The sequence below is a fragment of the Pseudomonas sp. T8 genome (assembly GCF_024610635.1).
Lineage (GTDB): Bacteria > Pseudomonadota > Gammaproteobacteria > Pseudomonadales > Pseudomonadaceae > Aquipseudomonas > Aquipseudomonas chlororaphis_I.
Window position 1 is genome coordinate 4311034 of the sequence record NZ_CP102374.1, and the last position, 14529, is coordinate 4325562.

The 14529-nt window shown below is 52.4% G+C and carries 14 protein-coding genes; 7 read left to right on the top strand and 7 right to left on the bottom strand.

The genetic code is table 11. From position 1 onward, the window contains the following. Positions 1-7: 7 nt before the first annotated feature. Genes NRG23_RS19325 through NRG23_RS19335 form a run of 3 tightly spaced genes read left to right on the top strand, consistent with a single transcriptional unit; the run spans position 8 to position 2213 of the window. Positions 8-400, top strand: a complete 393-nt coding sequence (locus NRG23_RS19325; protein WP_080748231.1) for a DUF4031 domain-containing protein — start codon at positions 8-10, stop codon at positions 398-400. Then, entirely contained in the window at positions 312-1538 is a 1227-nt protein-coding gene (locus NRG23_RS19330; RefSeq protein WP_038574452.1) for a nucleoside triphosphate pyrophosphohydrolase family protein, read from the top strand. The genes NRG23_RS19325 and NRG23_RS19330 overlap by 89 nt, the downstream gene beginning before the upstream one ends. Further along, entirely contained in the window at positions 1539-2213 is a 675-nt protein-coding gene (locus tag NRG23_RS19335; RefSeq protein ID WP_038574454.1) for a uracil-DNA glycosylase, read from the top strand. It abuts the gene before it with no gap. Here NRG23_RS19335 and NRG23_RS19340 read toward each other — a convergent pair. The 6 genes from NRG23_RS19340 to NRG23_RS19365 all read right to left on the bottom strand — a co-directional run bounded on the left by NRG23_RS19340 (position 2185) and on the right by NRG23_RS19365 (position 6148). Next, the gene (locus NRG23_RS19340; RefSeq protein ID WP_038574455.1) at positions 2185-3024 is read right to left on the bottom strand and encodes a hypothetical protein; all 840 of its coding nucleotides are present in this window, start codon (positions 3022-3024) and stop codon (positions 2185-2187) included. The genes NRG23_RS19335 and NRG23_RS19340 overlap by 29 nt on opposite strands. Beyond that, on the bottom strand, positions 3021-3530 hold the full coding sequence (locus NRG23_RS19345; RefSeq protein WP_253277847.1) for a C1 family peptidase: 510 nt from the start codon (positions 3528-3530) through the stop codon (positions 3021-3023). Before NRG23_RS19345 ends, NRG23_RS19340 begins: the two co-directional genes overlap by 4 nt. A 104-nt stretch (positions 3531-3634) precedes the next feature. Beyond that, entirely contained in the window at positions 3635-4651 is a 1017-nt protein-coding gene (locus tag NRG23_RS19350) for an ImmA/IrrE family metallo-endopeptidase (protein ID WP_038574457.1), read from the bottom strand. A 9-nt stretch (positions 4652-4660) separates the two neighbouring features. Then, positions 4661-5011: a helix-turn-helix domain-containing protein gene (locus tag NRG23_RS19355; protein WP_038574459.1), complete on the bottom strand. Its 351-nt coding sequence runs from the start codon at positions 5009-5011 to the stop codon at positions 4661-4663. Further along, on the bottom strand, positions 5004-5279 hold the full coding sequence (locus NRG23_RS19360; RefSeq protein WP_038574461.1) for a hypothetical protein: 276 nt from the start codon (positions 5277-5279) through the stop codon (positions 5004-5006). The genes NRG23_RS19355 and NRG23_RS19360 overlap by 8 nt, the downstream gene beginning before the upstream one ends. Positions 5280-5590: 311 nt before the next feature. Then, positions 5591-6148: a hypothetical protein gene (locus NRG23_RS19365; protein WP_038574463.1), complete on the bottom strand. Its 558-nt coding sequence runs from the start codon at positions 6146-6148 to the stop codon at positions 5591-5593. A 361-nt stretch (positions 6149-6509) separates the two neighbouring features. Between NRG23_RS19365 and NRG23_RS19370 the strand changes: the two genes are divergently transcribed. After that, positions 6510-8177 carry a hypothetical protein gene (locus tag NRG23_RS19370; RefSeq protein WP_257371726.1) on the top strand — a complete coding sequence of 556 codons (1668 nt, stop codon included), beginning with the start codon at positions 6510-6512 and terminating at the stop codon, positions 8175-8177. A gap of 161 nt (positions 8178-8338) precedes the next feature. On the opposite strand, the gene NRG23_RS19375 is transcribed toward NRG23_RS19370, so the two are convergent. Then, the gene (locus tag NRG23_RS19375; RefSeq protein WP_038574465.1) at positions 8339-9616 is read right to left on the bottom strand and encodes a DUF5623 domain-containing protein; all 1278 of its coding nucleotides are present in this window, start codon (positions 9614-9616) and stop codon (positions 8339-8341) included. Positions 9617-9959: 343 nt separating this feature from the next. On the opposite strand from NRG23_RS19375, the gene NRG23_RS19380 reads away from it, so the two are divergent. The 3 genes from NRG23_RS19380 to NRG23_RS19390 all read left to right on the top strand — a co-directional run bounded on the left by NRG23_RS19380 (position 9960) and on the right by NRG23_RS19390 (position 13961). Continuing rightward, entirely contained in the window at positions 9960-11894 is a 1935-nt protein-coding gene (locus tag NRG23_RS19380; RefSeq protein ID WP_257371728.1) for a hypothetical protein, read from the top strand. 64 nt (positions 11895-11958) lie between these two features. Beyond that, on the top strand, positions 11959-13026 hold the full coding sequence (locus NRG23_RS19385; protein WP_155290704.1) for an AAA family ATPase: 1068 nt from the start codon (positions 11959-11961) through the stop codon (positions 13024-13026). Beyond that, complete coding sequence (locus NRG23_RS19390) at positions 13023-13961, top strand: HNH endonuclease (protein WP_257371731.1); 939 nt, start codon at positions 13023-13025, stop codon at positions 13959-13961. Before NRG23_RS19385 ends, NRG23_RS19390 begins: the two co-directional genes overlap by 4 nt. The last annotated feature ends 568 nt before the right edge of the window (positions 13962-14529 follow it).

Here is a 14529-nt window from a genome sequence, read left to right on the forward strand (position 1 = left end):
ACTAGCCATGGCGGTCTACGTCGATTCTGAAGATATCCGCTGGAAAGGCCGTGTGTGGTGCCATCTGGTAGCAGATTCGCTTGACGAGCTCCACAGCTTTGCGGCTCGATTAGGCCTCCAGCGTAAGTGGTTCCAGAGCAAGAGTTTTTATCCACATTACGATGTCACGCTCTCGGTTAAGGCTCGGGCTATGCAACTGGGAGCCTTACACGCAGATCGCAGGAAAATCATTGGGTGCTGCAAGCAGATGCGGGCCCAGTTGCAAGCGCAGAGGATGCAACAGCAGTCGCTGTTCGATTCAGGAGGAATAGATGGCACCTATTGCCAGACAGCAGGAGCGACCACTATCGCTGCCGGAATACGCCCTCAAGGCCAGCAACAGCTCCCGCTTCAAGAATGACCCCAAAGCGCTGCAGGTTTTACGCTTCGGCTTTTTCGGCGAGGTGGGGGGACTGCTTTCATCGGTGAAGAAGGCCGAGCGAGACCGGCTTGAAGAAACTCAAAGTGAGGTCGCGGCTGAAGAGCTTGGCGATGCACTGTGGTATCTGATCAGGGCCAATTCCATTCTGCAGTTCACTCCGGATGAAATTGGAGAAAGCTGCCTGAAGGTTTTGAGGCAGCGATTCAAAGAGAGCGCGTCTCCAGTTATCGCAACCGTGAACTTCAGGCACATCGATGCTCTGATCAATTCGCGTCGGCAGGAGGAAGGTTCAGCGCTTAGAGGGGGCCAACTCGGTGCTCTGGCTCATGCGGCCGGCATTTTCTGTAATATGCCTGACGCTCAATTACGGGCGGGGCCGACCCCAACACTAAGGGATCACCTGGGTGGTCTGTTGGCGGAGTTGGCACTCAGTTGCGCGAGTTTCGATCTACATCTTGAAGATGTCGCGCGATACAACCTTGAAAAGACCAAGAGCCGGTGGCCTGGCGACGAGCGTGAGTTCACTTCTTTCTTCGATCCAGAGTCTGAGTTTCCTCGCTATGAGCGCTTGCCCAGGACACTCAAAATGGACTTCATCGAGCTACCAGGTCGCAACGGGCCATCTGTCGTGCAGCAGCTGAACGGTGTCTTCATCGGTGACCGTTTGACAGATAATAGCAACGAGCCCGACGACTATCGTTTCCACGATGTCTTTCATCTTGCCTATATGGCGTACCTCGGATGGTCGCCGGTCCTGCGTGGTTTGCTCAAGCTCAAGCGAAAATCGGACCCGATCATCGATGAGAATGAGGATGGTGCTCGGGCGATGATTATCGAGGAAGGGATTGCCACCTGGATTTTCAACCATGCCAAGCGCCGAAAATTCTACAAAGGAATCAAAGAGGGGGAGCTTGAGTACGGCCTGCTCAAGCAGATCCATTCCATGGTGGAAGGGTATGAGGTTCACAAATGCCCGTTGTGGCAGTGGGAGCTGGCCATTCTGAAGGGATTCGAGGTGTTTCGAGAGCTTCGTTCCGTGCGGTCAGGATCTGTTGTCGTCGACATGACTAATCACCAGCTGACCTTCCACTCTCTTGCCGATAAGAACTGTGTGTAAATGACCCCCACCTCTTTCGTGAAAGCCCTCGCCAGTTTGAGCCTGGAAGATGTATTCAACCCATATGCCGACACGTGCCCAGTGCATGATCGGACAGATGCGGCTTCATACCGGCGTACGAACCTGCGCACATACCTCAGCGCTGCTGAAGATATCGGTGTCGACACCATTTGGATGGGACGAGATCTTGGTTACCGAGGTGGGCGTAGGACCGGCTTAGCGCTGACGGATGAGTTTCACTTAGCGGAGATGGCTAAGGTTTATCCGGGTTGTTCTTCACGACAAGCCACTAGAGGGCCTGTAATCGCTGAGCGTACGGCCGCCGAGATTTGGGGGGTCTTGAAGGTGATCGAGAAGCCGCCTCTACTTTGGAACGTGTTTCCCTTCCATCCGCACGAAACGGACAACCCCCTGACGAATCGACGCTTCAAAGCCAAGGAACTCGCGCTGGTTAACGATCTCAACAATGCGCTGATCAAATGGCTCAAGGTGCGCAGGATTGTTGCAATCGGCCAGGATGCCGCAAGCTATGCAACCGCTTTTGGAGTTGAGGTCCTAACGGTCCGGCATCCAAGCTACGGTGGCGTGAAAGACTTCCGCAACGGAATGAAGCAGATCTATAGCATTCCGGAAGACCTTTTGGGGGCTAGATCACTGCAGCCGTCTCTTTTATAAGCGTCTCATCGATCGGGAACGTTTCAAGCAGATTGCTTGCCGCACGGATGCCACCCAATCCATCATCGAGCTTGGCGTAGGTGGAAATGCACGTCAGCGTCCCTGTCTCGTATCCCGCCTCCGTTGCGACATATTGCTGCAACTGGGCAAGCCCAATAAGGTTACCCAGTGCCCTCTCAGCGTAGTGGTGCGACCTGTAGATCGCAGTCAGATCAATCTTTCCGTGCATCAGTTTGAAGGTCACGTGGCTGAGGCAGGCGGAACCGTAGTACTTGTGCCGATCGATGCTCGGATCATAGGTCGGGAGATCAAATCCAAGGCCGTTTAAGTCGTCTGCAAGATCTACGGCCAGATCGCAAACGCCTAGCTCATAAGCGGCCACGTACTTATTCAAATATTTGGTACGAATAGCAATCAGTTTTTCGATGATTTTGTCGAGCGGATTAAACGTCGCGCCGCTTTCATCCTTGCGCTCGATCATACGCAATGCATAGGTGCCCCAGGTGTTCGGTGCCATGCCGCGCGCCATGATCGACTTGTAGTGCGCGTACCAATCTGGACGCCCATAACGCTTATAGATTGTCTGGGGGAAGATTGTCCCTGCAGCCGTCATCACAGTCCGTTTTGCCTTCCGCTGTTGGAGGGCACGACTGACGGCGTTGACTACCTGACGGTCCTCGCTGGTTGCAGCTTGGGGCGAGGTAATTTCCAGGATGATATTGGTGGCATCATGCTTCTTTTGGCTTTCCAGATAGCGGATGCCAGCCAGCCATGCTTGTACTACTCGCGACCTCTGGAATACTTCCGTCATTTATCAGCTCCGTAGATACATGATGCGTGGGCGGTTAGGTAAGAGTTCGGCACCCATGCGTGTCCATTCACTCCCCAAGCAACTCCCCAACTATTGCAGATCAGATAATGCTCCGTCCCCGATTGATCGTGACCGTAGCCCACGATCACTACTGCATGTCGGCCTGGGAAGACATTCGTTTCGAAGGCCACCACACCATCGATAGGGCGTATGAAGGATTGGGTTGTTGAAACCAGCACCCCTACCGGTCTGCCAAGACCCAGCCATTGCTTGATTTTGTTCAGGTCGAGTGCTGCAAGTGCCAGATCAGGGCCGTGGAGAGGGACGCCGGTGGGAAGTACCGGTAATGGCAGCCCCGGTTCGCTCTGCTGGTATGGGAAGTGATGATCTTCTGGCAATCCCATTTTGGTAGCCGCAATAGCGATTCGGACATCCAATCCAGCGTTGGGCGTCCATGTAGGACTCTGATGCACGGTAGCTAAATAAGCGTATTCGGGACTGAGCAAGTGGTTCGAGAGGTTACCCTTGATCCCTGCGAGCGAAAACGCGACGCATGACCCCCTGTTTCCCTGGTCCCTGGAATTCATCGGTATCGTTACGCGCGGTTGGATCACGATTGGCCGGTTCCTTGAAGCAAAGCCTGCTTGGCTACGGAAGAAAGTCCGCTTGCCAAATCCTCGAATTGGGTCTGGGTTTCGAAGCTGTTAAGGGGATCCGATGACCGGTCCCATGGTTTGTGCTCGTCGAGCTGAAGCTCTGAACGACCAGTTGGCAGACTCTGAGGCGGTGAGATCAGGTAGTCCAAATAGTGCTCACCACCTGCAATGAGCGCGTCGGCATCTGCGGCGTTGCCTGGAGGCAGTAATACCGGTTCGATGGTGAAACCTTCCGAGGCTGCCTCTTTCGTGTCCCAGACGTAGCCAGCACCTGAGTGGTCTTTTAGTCGCACCAACATCTGGTCATCAACACGGGGTTCGAGAACGAGATCTCGATCAGCTTCATCGAGAAGCCAGACGTCTCGCTGCGAATTGACCAGTGGTTTGGGGAGCAGTGCTTTCTTGATTGCCGCTGGTTGAATTCGCAGCACCTCCTCAACAAACGAACGGTCACACAGCTTCAGTCTCTGAAGTGACCATGCGGTTGCGGCGTAGCTGATTCCTAGCCTCAGGGAAAGCTGATAGAGGTTGAAGGGGTGCGCAAGATCGGCCACCGCCCAACCTTTTCGTTTCATGATCTTCGCGACAGCCCAGCGCGGTGCCACCAAACTGTAGGCGAACCAATCAGCTTCCAGTTCTTTCTGAGCGGCAGTGTTGGTGTAGTCCAGCTGTTCGTCTGTTGTGGTGCCGTGATCCAGAACGAAGTGCCCGAGCTCATGTGCGCAAGTCATTTGGATAACGCCTGCTGGACGCTCAGCATTTACCAGAATTCCTGGTTGTCCTTCGCTGATAAATGCGCCCCAAAGCTTTTCCAGTGGTCGTAGCATCACGACCACCCCGGCCGCTTGAGCAATCCGAAATGGATCGACGCGTGTGTACCCATCCTCGTCGATTCGGCGCTTCGCGCCGGAGTCTCTGACGACTTCAGCGGCGCGTGTAACAACAGATTTGATTTGAGTTGCGGAGAGCATCCCTATCCCCTAATTAGCTTTCGAAGCCCTCAAGAAGTCAGCAAACCGAGCGACTTCATCCACATCCTTCTGAGTCAGGCCTTTGACTGCCCTGGCCAGGAAAGCGAATTGTTCGGGACCGGAGTACGCGGGTTCGCACCCGGTCAGCAAATACTCCACGGACCGATGGTAGATGCTCGACAGGCGTTTCAGCTCTGTCACTTCAACCTTGCGAGTGCCGGACTCGATTCCGGTAATGGCTGTGCGGGTAAGTCCAACGAGCTGAGCAATTTCAGCTTGGGAAAGCCCTAGATACTCGCGAGCAGATCGCAGCCGCTCCGCAATTTGGAGACGTTCTTCATCGTTGTCAGTTTCACTCATCTTCCTTCGTTAGGTACGTGAGTACCCCCTCAGTGACTTGCTGAATGAATTGATCGCGCGACTCATAGCCCCCATTGCGAATGACCACTTCTACAGGGATTTTCTTGCCTACGAGCACGTCGATATCGATCATCGCTTCACAAGCGGTTAATGAGTCCATCGGTGCTCCCATGTCATCGATAGACGTGGGATCGCTGGCAATGACGATCTCTCGTTCATCCCAGAACGCACCTAACAGATCTTCAATTTTGCTTTGAAGTAAGGTCATTATAGTGTCTGAAAATCGAACAATGGCTGTACATAAATACAACCACATGGTGTGGCTGATGGCAATAGGCTTGTACCGGGTCCTAGACTAGGCCGGCTTTATTGAGATAAAGGTGAGGATCACGGGCTAGTCGGAATCAGTCGGCTAGCGCGTGGGGAAAGGACCCCAACGCGATTCCTGACAACGGACTGATGAGCGCCCCACTCGCCTTGGTCGGGACCATCAATCACTAGTAGGGCTTTGCTTGGATCACGGGGCGTACTCATGGAACCCCTTGTTCTGGCACACAACCGCTGTGCCGGGATCGGATTTCAGTGTCGTGGAAAAAGAGCCTTGCCTAGCTTGGCTGCGGCCCCGACTCCATTTTGAGCTTCATTCAAAATGTCACGTGAGAAGTAATCCGCGAGCCGTGCGCGGCTCTCGATTTCCTGCCGGATACAAGCTGAATCGATGTTTGGATAATTTGCACGGTAGGCAGCGTGGTGAACCAACGCGGCAGCCTGGAAGAGTGCGTCAGAGAGCCTGTGGCCATCCAGCCCCATTGATGCACACGCCTCAAGGATTGCGGTTGCATCACTTTCAACCTGATCTACAAGCCGTTGATCCGGCAAAAAAGAGTGCGCTCGAAGATGCTCTACATAACGGCACAAAGTCGGGATCGAGAGGCTGACCGTGTAGTGCCTGCCGTACCAAGGTCCGATGATGTCAATTTCATCCTGCGTGATGGCCATTTCCTGGAAGTAACCTGCCCAAGCTTCTTGAATCTCCTCATCGATTCGCTCGTCGCCGAGGTTGGTCAGATGCTCATTCAGGCGCTTAACCAAACGGAAGTAATCCAGTCGAACAGGTGTTTCGCGATGCTCATCCATAATCAGCTCCGAGATTCTGGGGTGTGGGAGTCTTCGCCTGCTTGGTGGAACTGGTCAAGATAGTAGTCATCGATGGCATACCCGTACGGTCTTGGCTACGAAGCCCAAGGCTTAAGATAGCTTCGCGCTCATCCTTGGTCAGGCCATGGAGATCACTCGCAGTCCTTGCTTCCTCGCGACTGAAGGCAAAGGCGGCACGCGGGGCTGAAAAAAGGCTTTGTGACATTTTTACCAAAAAACGGAGCAATGCGCTCTGAAAGGCCCATTTTTCCTATGCCTAAGAACAGGCGCCGAAAGGAAGCGTTGACCCTTGTTTACAAGGAGTATAAATAGCGCTGTGTGACATCCTTCGAGAACGAACATGGCTGACAATGCGCTCATCGACCTATTGAAGCAAACAGGCCCCTTGCTGAGCAGTGATTTGTCCAAGCTCCTTGAGACCAGGTACGGCCTCAACCCCGAAGCGGCGAGAAAGCGGGTCGAACGTGGGTGCGCTGGTATGACCCGTCTCAATCACATCATCTTTCCCCATCGGGCACGCTTCTGCTATCTCCAAGAGGACTATGGGTCTCCGTTTTTCTTCGATAATTTGATGGAGGCTCTGAAAAAAACTCGGAGTGCCTATTTTGCGGCATTACAGGCTCTCGCGCTTCGAGGCAACGTGATGCCCCGCCGGCATTTTCTTATTGCCTGTGGTGCACCTGTTGCTCAAAAGAAACACATTTCAGCAGAAACTCTGCTGGAGCGACTGGTGAAAGCGACTCTTGTAAAAGAGGTGACGCTTCCAGGCGGCGAAGTCTGTGTGGTGCGATGCGATCACCACCAGATGCTCGAAATGACCTCCACGTGGGCAAAGATGAAAGGTCGTCTCATCGCAGAGAAGGTAACCCTGTTGGCGGTAAAAGACTGGGCCCGCAACTTGGGAATGGTGAGCTACGATTCCGTTGAAACCCGCGAGGATGAGGGCTCAGAGGGGTTGCCGAAGGTCGGGACATTCAATTGGGACCTGGCCGGCCCATCCTACTTATTTCCGATGCGAGAGTACGTCAACACAACTCTCAAACCAGGCTTCTTCGTTTGCGACCTTGCCCTAAACGGCAGGGTGACCGCTGCCCATCTGGCAGGGTTCGTCAACAAATGCGTCACGCTGCGCAGTCTCAGGAAGGTGAGCAAATGCCTTCAAATTTTTGTCGCCGAAAGCTACCACACTGAGGCTTTCGCCCTTCTCAAGGAGCAGGGCATCATTCCGGCGACAACCGAGAGCCTTTTTGGCCACGATGTGGCATTAGCATTGAAGAACCTTTGTGCGATTCTTACCGACACAGCGACGCTCACACAAAACCCTGACGCGCTGGACAAAATCTTCAACGATTTGTCCCGAATCGAAGGCGCGGCTTCGACGCTACGCGGCAGCCTTTTCGAATTCGCGGTAGCCCAGATCGCGCGATCCACCTTTTTGGGATATCCCCAGGAGATGAACCGGATCGTCAAGGACAGTATCGGAGCGGAAGCGGAGATCGACGTGCTGGCCCACCGTCCGAGCCATGAAGTCGTTTTCATCGAATGCAAAGGGATACACCCTCTCAGCACTTTGGATGATGTCGAAGTGGAGAAATGGCTTGATAAACGTATCCCCGTGATCAGGGGATTTGTTAAAACGCACTCCGAGTGGGCTAGCATCCGCCAAAGGTTCGAACTGTGGACGAGCGGCAAGCTTTCCGATAACGCGATTGCGATGGTGAACGCTGCACAGGCGAAACACCCAAAATTGGACATCCAGCTGCGTGATGCCGACTACGTGCTTGGCCAGGCTATGAGCAGCAATGATCAAGGACTGCTCAAAACATACCGCCAGCATTTCGTGACGCATCCGATGCAGGAATTTGAAGAGGCCCGGAAACGCGAGCAGCGTAAGGCCGACAAAGCCAAGGCAAGGTTGAAAGCGCCCTCTGTAGAGGCATCGGCCCCTCCACCTATGAGCCCGCCAGCACCCAGTGCCGTGGCCTTGACCCCCCAATCAAACCTGTAGCTTATTTGGCTAAAAGTCATCGATCCAAAGAATCGACCCAAAGCTGCCCTTCGTGGAGGGCAGCAGACGGCCAAAAGTGGACTGATATGCCCGATTGTACAGGCCTCACAATGAAGCTGTGGGAGGCAGAGCCTATTCCAAGGCTATGCTGGGGCTAGTGCTTACCGGCTTACCTTTTTTCGAAGGTCCGCGGCAGCTGACTCAATCTTAGCCAGCAACAAAGCTCTTGGTTTGCACTCCTCATAACCCTTAAGGAGCACGTCTCGGGCAGTTTCAATGGCTTTGAGAGTGTCTTGCGGGGTGGCATACCCATCAACTGGCGGCCCGTAGTAGAGCTTGGCATCAACCTCCGCGGTAATGCCACCGGGATGTTCCATGAAAGCCCAGTCCTCTAGGCGCGATCGCACCTGGTTCAATCTATCGTAAACCCTGGTAGTTACGCCGGCAGTCCGGACAGAACTGTTGCAGAGTTTATGCAGGATAGGACCAATAGTGGTGTGCAACTCAAGTGACATGCTCCGTGCAGGGCGCCACTTGGAACGAACCCCTGGCGCCCCGCCGTAAGCTAAAGCCCCATTACTGACACCGCTGGTAGGCAGCATACGCGACCTCCGTGGCTTGCCCGAGGCAGCGCGGGCTGGGCTGATAAACCTGGAGTCGTACTCCATGGCCTGAGGAATGCCCATGGGAAAGGAGCAGTCCGGAATGCTCTCAACCTGGGTCTGAATCCTCGAAAGCAGGGCCTGACTGGGGGAAATGAGGTATGGGACAGCATTCCCCGGGTAGTAGACTCCCTGCCATTGCGGGGCCACCTGATGCAGTCCATTCTCCTGCAGCCACTCCTTCCTGAACCCTGGTTTAGGCGAGATGTAGGGCTCATCCAACAGTAACCAGTCGCCACTTTGCGGATCCTCCCAGCCAGTCATGTGATCTGCAAAGGGGATCCGTTCAAGGCCATTCATCACCTCAATGTTCTCTTTTCGGAAAACTCTCACCAGCCCGGTTGAGTTAATAAAGAGCAGGGCAAAACTGGCTTGATCCAAATATTGCATTGCACTGACCGGGCTGCTTGCATCGGTTCTCATTTCGATGTGATCTGGCGCTTCAAGCCTGAAATTACGCAGATATGCACCGCCAACCTTGGGGCCGTCAGCAAGTAGCTCGGAAAGGGGACGCGTGAGCTGAACCTCTACGGTGTACCGTCCGGAAGATGGAGCCTCAGACCTGAGGTCATTCCAGTACACAGTCACATAGGCGGTATAGCTTTGATCAGAGCCTCTGGTGATCGCACGTGTAGCGTGAAGGAAATTCTGGAAGCCTGCCTTGCGGGCGGCCTCTTCGAGAGCTGCGTGGTGAGCGATACCAGATTCGCGCTTGATGGCTTTTGCCAAGCGCTTAATGCCATCGATAGTGGACGGAGGAGTAGCGAGGGTAACCATGAATGTCTCCCGGCCTATCACGCAGCGTCACCCGTCTCCGCTACAACAGACCGAATGAATTCACAGTCGGTGGCTTAGCAAGGCAGTGCCGTTTCCAGCTTTAAACGACGGGTGTCATACGCCTGCCGGGGCGCAACCTCATAGTAGCAACGAGATTTAGAGAGGTTCAAGTGCTAAGGACTGAGGTGACCCGGAGCGTAATAGATACGCTTGAGCGAACCATGAGCGCTCATCCATTTCCGAAAGCATTTGTTTGAGTAGGTTATTGCTATACCGCACGCCTCTTGGGGTAGCCTAAAGCTCTGGTAAGTTCGGCGCTAAATTTTAGGGATATATGATTTTCATGAAGAAACCTCGTTGGTACCTGCCTCTCAGTGAAAACCTCAGCGCTGCGCTTTCAATCGGGACTGCTCCTGATGTGGTTCGTCTGTCTCGCTATGAGGTAGCGGCGATTCTCTACGTGCTCCAACTGCCCAAGCTACCCGTGCGCTCGCCTCTGGAGATGGAGCGGGTGTTTGCAAATCTACTAACTCATCACTCCGATAAGCTGAGAGCGGCTTTGGCTGGGTCCTACAGCCAGGTTGATTTTGAAGCGGGACTTCTCCAAGCATCTGCAGTCGAGATCGGTCTGATGGACAAAGAGTCGGTTGCTCGTCGTCAGTACATTCATCCCGAGGGCACCTGGAATTTCGATTATGCGAAGCAGCACACGGCTTCATTAGGTGCCATCAAACATGAGCATGTTCGCCCCAATGGTTTGCTAATAAAGCTAAGCGATCACCAGCTTCGATTGGTTCAGAACATTAGGGCAAACATGGAGGATTCCATCGATGCTCAAGCTCACGCGGGCACTGGGAAGTCCTTTGTGCTGAATGAGATATTGGCTCTTATGCCAGAGCGTAGAATCCTGTTTCTCGCTGATGTGGAATCGAAGCTCGAACCCATCCGGGCTCGATTTTCCAAGGATCGGGTTTGGGCGGTAACATTCAGGTGGATGGCTACGAGGCTTCTGGCAGGCGGGAACATGACTCTTGAGGCAAGGTTGGACGCGATCTCGAGATTACCACTCTCGTATTCAGCGATCGCAGAAAAGGCCGGGATCAGCCCTATCGGTAATCGTAGTGCTGCCCATGTGGCGGCTCTTTGCTGGTCGGTAATCGCCAAATTTTGCTTTTCAAACGATGTTCGGATCACCACCAGTCATATACGTTCCGACCAAGTCCACTGGCTCTCGACTTCGGAGCAAGAAATGGTAGCGGCCGCGGCCGGAAAGCTTTGGTTCAAGATGACAAGTTTTGAGGAAGAGGCGGATCCCCTTCCGGTCCGTGGCTACCACCGCGTGAAACAAATGGCTTTGTTGAGGCTTCATCTACCTGAATCTATTGATACGGTAATCGTCGACGAAGGCCATGACTTAAGCGGGCCAATGGTCGATATTCTCGACAGGTCGCCTCAAACTGTAATTACCTTGGGGGACCAGTTTCAAAATCTGCAAGGACGATACGTACCCCATAACGCGAGGATTCGCTATCGCGAAATGGCGATCTCGTTACGAGCAGGCCCAGCATTGGTCGATTACATCAACCCACTTTTAGCTGAGTTCCCAGATGTAAGCGCGTTACCGTTTGTAGCTGATAAGGCGAAAGACACAGTGGTGGCTGAATACCGAGCGGACTCATTCCCTCCTGAGCCCTCAGTAATTCTGGTGGCCGATGAATGGGGTATTTTCGACTGGTTAATTCGCAATCGCGATTTGAGCCAAGGTGCTGCGGTTATTGATTGGACCAATCAGTTCGAACCATTCCTAGAGGGGTGTCTTGATTTATATATGCATGACAAGCGTCCGAGCCACGGGGCGATTGCTCGTTTCAGAAGCTGGGAACAATTGCATGCGGAAATGAGCTGGAACGATGCCTTTCTCAGGGTTGAGCAATGGCTTGAAGTTGTGGGTACAAAATTTGGTGTTTCCGGGCTTTACCAATGCGCCAAGTTGGCTGAGCTCGCTGATGGAAAACCGTCACGTCCGTTGTTGGCCACAGTATTTACAGTGAAAAACTACGAGTTTCCGAGAATGGCAGTTTCTGAGGACCTGTACTATTTTGCTGACCTGCGAAGCAAAACCGAGCTGTCAAAAAAACTGGCATTGCTGTACACCGCGATCACAAGATCGTCTGGAAAAATCTACTTTCCGGATACGCATCAGGAGCGAATTGCAACGATTTTGAGCGTTCAAAGCTTGAGAGCAAAGCCACTAAGCCTCCTTCACCTGAATGTCTGAATCGCCCATGGTTTCGTGGACGCACAAGGAGGGCAGAATTGAATAATTATATGGAAGTTAAAAAGTGACCGTTAATTTTGTGGTGGGCCGAAATGGTGCAGGAAAGAGTGAGTTTCTAAACTCTATTGCAAGAGACAGCCACTTTAAAACCATCTTTATATGCAACACTGTTCATGACAAATCCCCATCACTAAGACGGATAAAGAAATTTTCAGCGAAAAAGCGAGGCTCCCGCCCCAATCAAACCCTGAGAGCAGTTATTAAGAAATTCCTTCTAGAAGGGCATTCTGAGCTCAACAAGATAGAAAGGGTTTTAAATCACTGTGGCTATCTTCCCAAAATAACTATTACAATTAGAGCCGCATTTGAATTTGATAAAATGAGAGAGCTACTACAGGACTCTCCAAGTACCTATAACATTGTTAAAGTCGCAGAAGACCTTTTTAATGGTAATGGAGAAGTCTCAACAGATATATACTTCAACGAGCGCATAGAGTTCAGTGAGGTTCATCGCCTGACGAGTTTCTTGAGCAAAGAGGACTATCTGAAGAAATGGAAACTAGCGACAACTGCAGAATTTACTCTCTACAAAGAGGCCGGCCCTGTACCCCTTAAGCATGCAAGCTCTGGTGAACTCAGCCTCATTACATCAATGATGTTTCTGTTGAGCGAAATCAATGACACCGGACTGCTGCTCATTGATGAACCAGAAAATAGCCTCCACCCCTCATGGCAGCGCGTTTACGTCCCATTTCTTCTAGATCTAATAAGCTACTATGAAATGGACATCTTCATAGCCACACACTCACCGCTGCTTGTAACTGGCGCCCAACTAGATAAGGGAATCGACCTTCGCTTCATCCACCCAGAGAGAGGATCGATTGAAACTCCATCCTCAGCAAATATTGAGGAACTGCTCTGGGGGCAATTCGAAACGATGCCACCAGCAAGCAGGTACCTCAGCGAAATGCTTTCATCCAAACTGGATGACCTGTGGTCGAGAAAATCTACTATCAACGAAACACTGACTTTCATTGAAGACGTGAGCCGTGCTTCATTTGATGAAAGCCAGAAGAATTTCCTCAATGCTGCTCAAATACTCGCCAAGGAGATTGATGAGGTGAGCCGATGAGCGATGACAAATTAGATCCTCCTCTCTCAGATTTCAGCCTGAGTGATGAGGAAAAAGACGCTATAGCTCACGCTCTCACTCTAGATGACTCTTGGAAATTGGAGCAGGCTGAAATGGAGCCTGTCAGGGACGTCTTAAAAAAGTTAAGAGACAGAATTAAAGCGTTCCATATGGAGCGACAGAACAATCTGTGCTGCTACTGCAGAAGCAACCTATATGGTGGTGGTCTTTTCACGATTGATCGTGAGCATATAATCCCGAAAAGCCACTGCAAACCTCTCACATACGAAATAAGCAATCTTTCCGTCGCATGCAAGCGCTGCAACATGGAAATCAAGAAGGACAAGACCACTCTCTTTCACAACCCTGCCACGATCAAAGACACGCACGAAAATAAAGACAGCTACAAGATCATCCATCCTAACTTCGAGGTCTATGAGGAGTTTATTACCAGAGTACAGATCCAGCTTGGAGCCGACGTCTTAGTGAAATTCAATAAGAATAAAGAAGATGCGAAAGCAGATTTCACATTCGATTTCTTCAAGTTGAATGAACTTGAGCTCAACTCCTTCGATAACGCCCAGGGTTTACCCGAAAGCTCAGCTACGCGTGCTGCAATCGCGTCAGTTCTACTAGCACGAGCAACGGGTGAACCTGTAGGCCCCGGCACTGCCATGGCGCTAATCAGCCAAGCAGCCGCGAGCGACAACGGGGACAACGGCGGGGGCGCTATCGGAACCACTAGCGGGGCTGGGAGCGACATGGCTAGCGGGGGCGATAACTCTACCCCCACACTCCCGACAGACAGCGATCTCGCTAAGATTTTTGCGGCCATTCAACAGCAATACGCGAGAGGAGCAGAGAAGCATCCTGATTCTCTTGGGCAAGGCATCACACTTAGCCTGCCGCCTCCCTCTTCGACCTCGGACGAGTAAACCTGGACACGATGGTTACGGTAGCTTCGGCTGCCGGCGACAGTCGGCCACCTCATGCGCCAGCTGAGACTGACTTAATTATTTTTCCGAAGCGTAAAGCCCCTCAAGAGGTGCCGTGAGACCGACTTAAAAAGTCAGCCTCGTACCCTACAGACCCCAAGCCGTGCAGGCCGGCGAGACTGACTTATTTGTCTACGACCAGATTTTTTCGGCCCGGTCGGCGCTTTGACAACGGGCCTATATGGCCCGTTGCCTTATGTCCGGATTGTTCAAAACAATATGATGAAACGATATAGCAACTGATTTGCGCTCCTAAAAAGGCTGATCTATACCTCCAAGCCACACATTGATGAGGTGTGTGGCAAGCAAGGGCTCACGGAACCGGAGCTCCTGCATAACAAGGATAAAACAGCGCTTCAAGGATGATTCAGCCATGCATGCGTATCGGCATTTCGGTCGTTGTTCCGTTTTTCAACGAAGCCACAATTCTTCGATCCAGGTTTTCGGCCAGGTAGCTCATTGCCACCAGCGCTCGATTCGACCTGATTCCCCTCCTACCTATCGCCTT

Coding starts and splice junctions, on each gene's coding strand:
- NRG23_RS19325 (WP_080748231.1), top strand. CDS start 8: ATGGCGGTCTACGTCGATTCTGAAGATATCCGCTGGAAAGGCCGTGTG.
- NRG23_RS19330 (WP_038574452.1), top strand. CDS start 312: ATGGCACCTATTGCCAGACAGCAGGAGCGACCACTATCGCTGCCGGAA.
- NRG23_RS19335 (WP_038574454.1), top strand. CDS start 1,539: ATGACCCCCACCTCTTTCGTGAAAGCCCTCGCCAGTTTGAGCCTGGAA.
- NRG23_RS19340 (WP_038574455.1), bottom strand. CDS start 3,024: ATGACGGAAGTATTCCAGAGGTCGCGAGTAGTACAAGCATGGCTGGCT.
- NRG23_RS19350 (WP_038574457.1), bottom strand. CDS start 4,651: ATGCTCTCCGCAACTCAAATCAAATCTGTTGTTACACGCGCCGCTGAA.
- NRG23_RS19355 (WP_038574459.1), bottom strand. CDS start 5,011: ATGAGTGAAACTGACAACGATGAAGAACGTCTCCAAATTGCGGAGCGG.
- NRG23_RS19360 (WP_038574461.1), bottom strand. CDS start 5,279: ATGACCTTACTTCAAAGCAAAATTGAAGATCTGTTAGGTGCGTTCTGG.
- NRG23_RS19365 (WP_038574463.1), bottom strand. CDS start 6,148: ATGGATGAGCATCGCGAAACACCTGTTCGACTGGATTACTTCCGTTTG.
- NRG23_RS19370 (WP_257371726.1), top strand. CDS start 6,510: ATGGCTGACAATGCGCTCATCGACCTATTGAAGCAAACAGGCCCCTTG.
- NRG23_RS19375 (WP_038574465.1), bottom strand. CDS start 9,616: ATGGTTACCCTCGCTACTCCTCCGTCCACTATCGATGGCATTAAGCGC.
- NRG23_RS19380 (WP_257371728.1), top strand. CDS start 9,960: ATGAAGAAACCTCGTTGGTACCTGCCTCTCAGTGAAAACCTCAGCGCT.
- NRG23_RS19390 (WP_257371731.1), top strand. CDS start 13,023: ATGAGCGATGACAAATTAGATCCTCCTCTCTCAGATTTCAGCCTGAGT.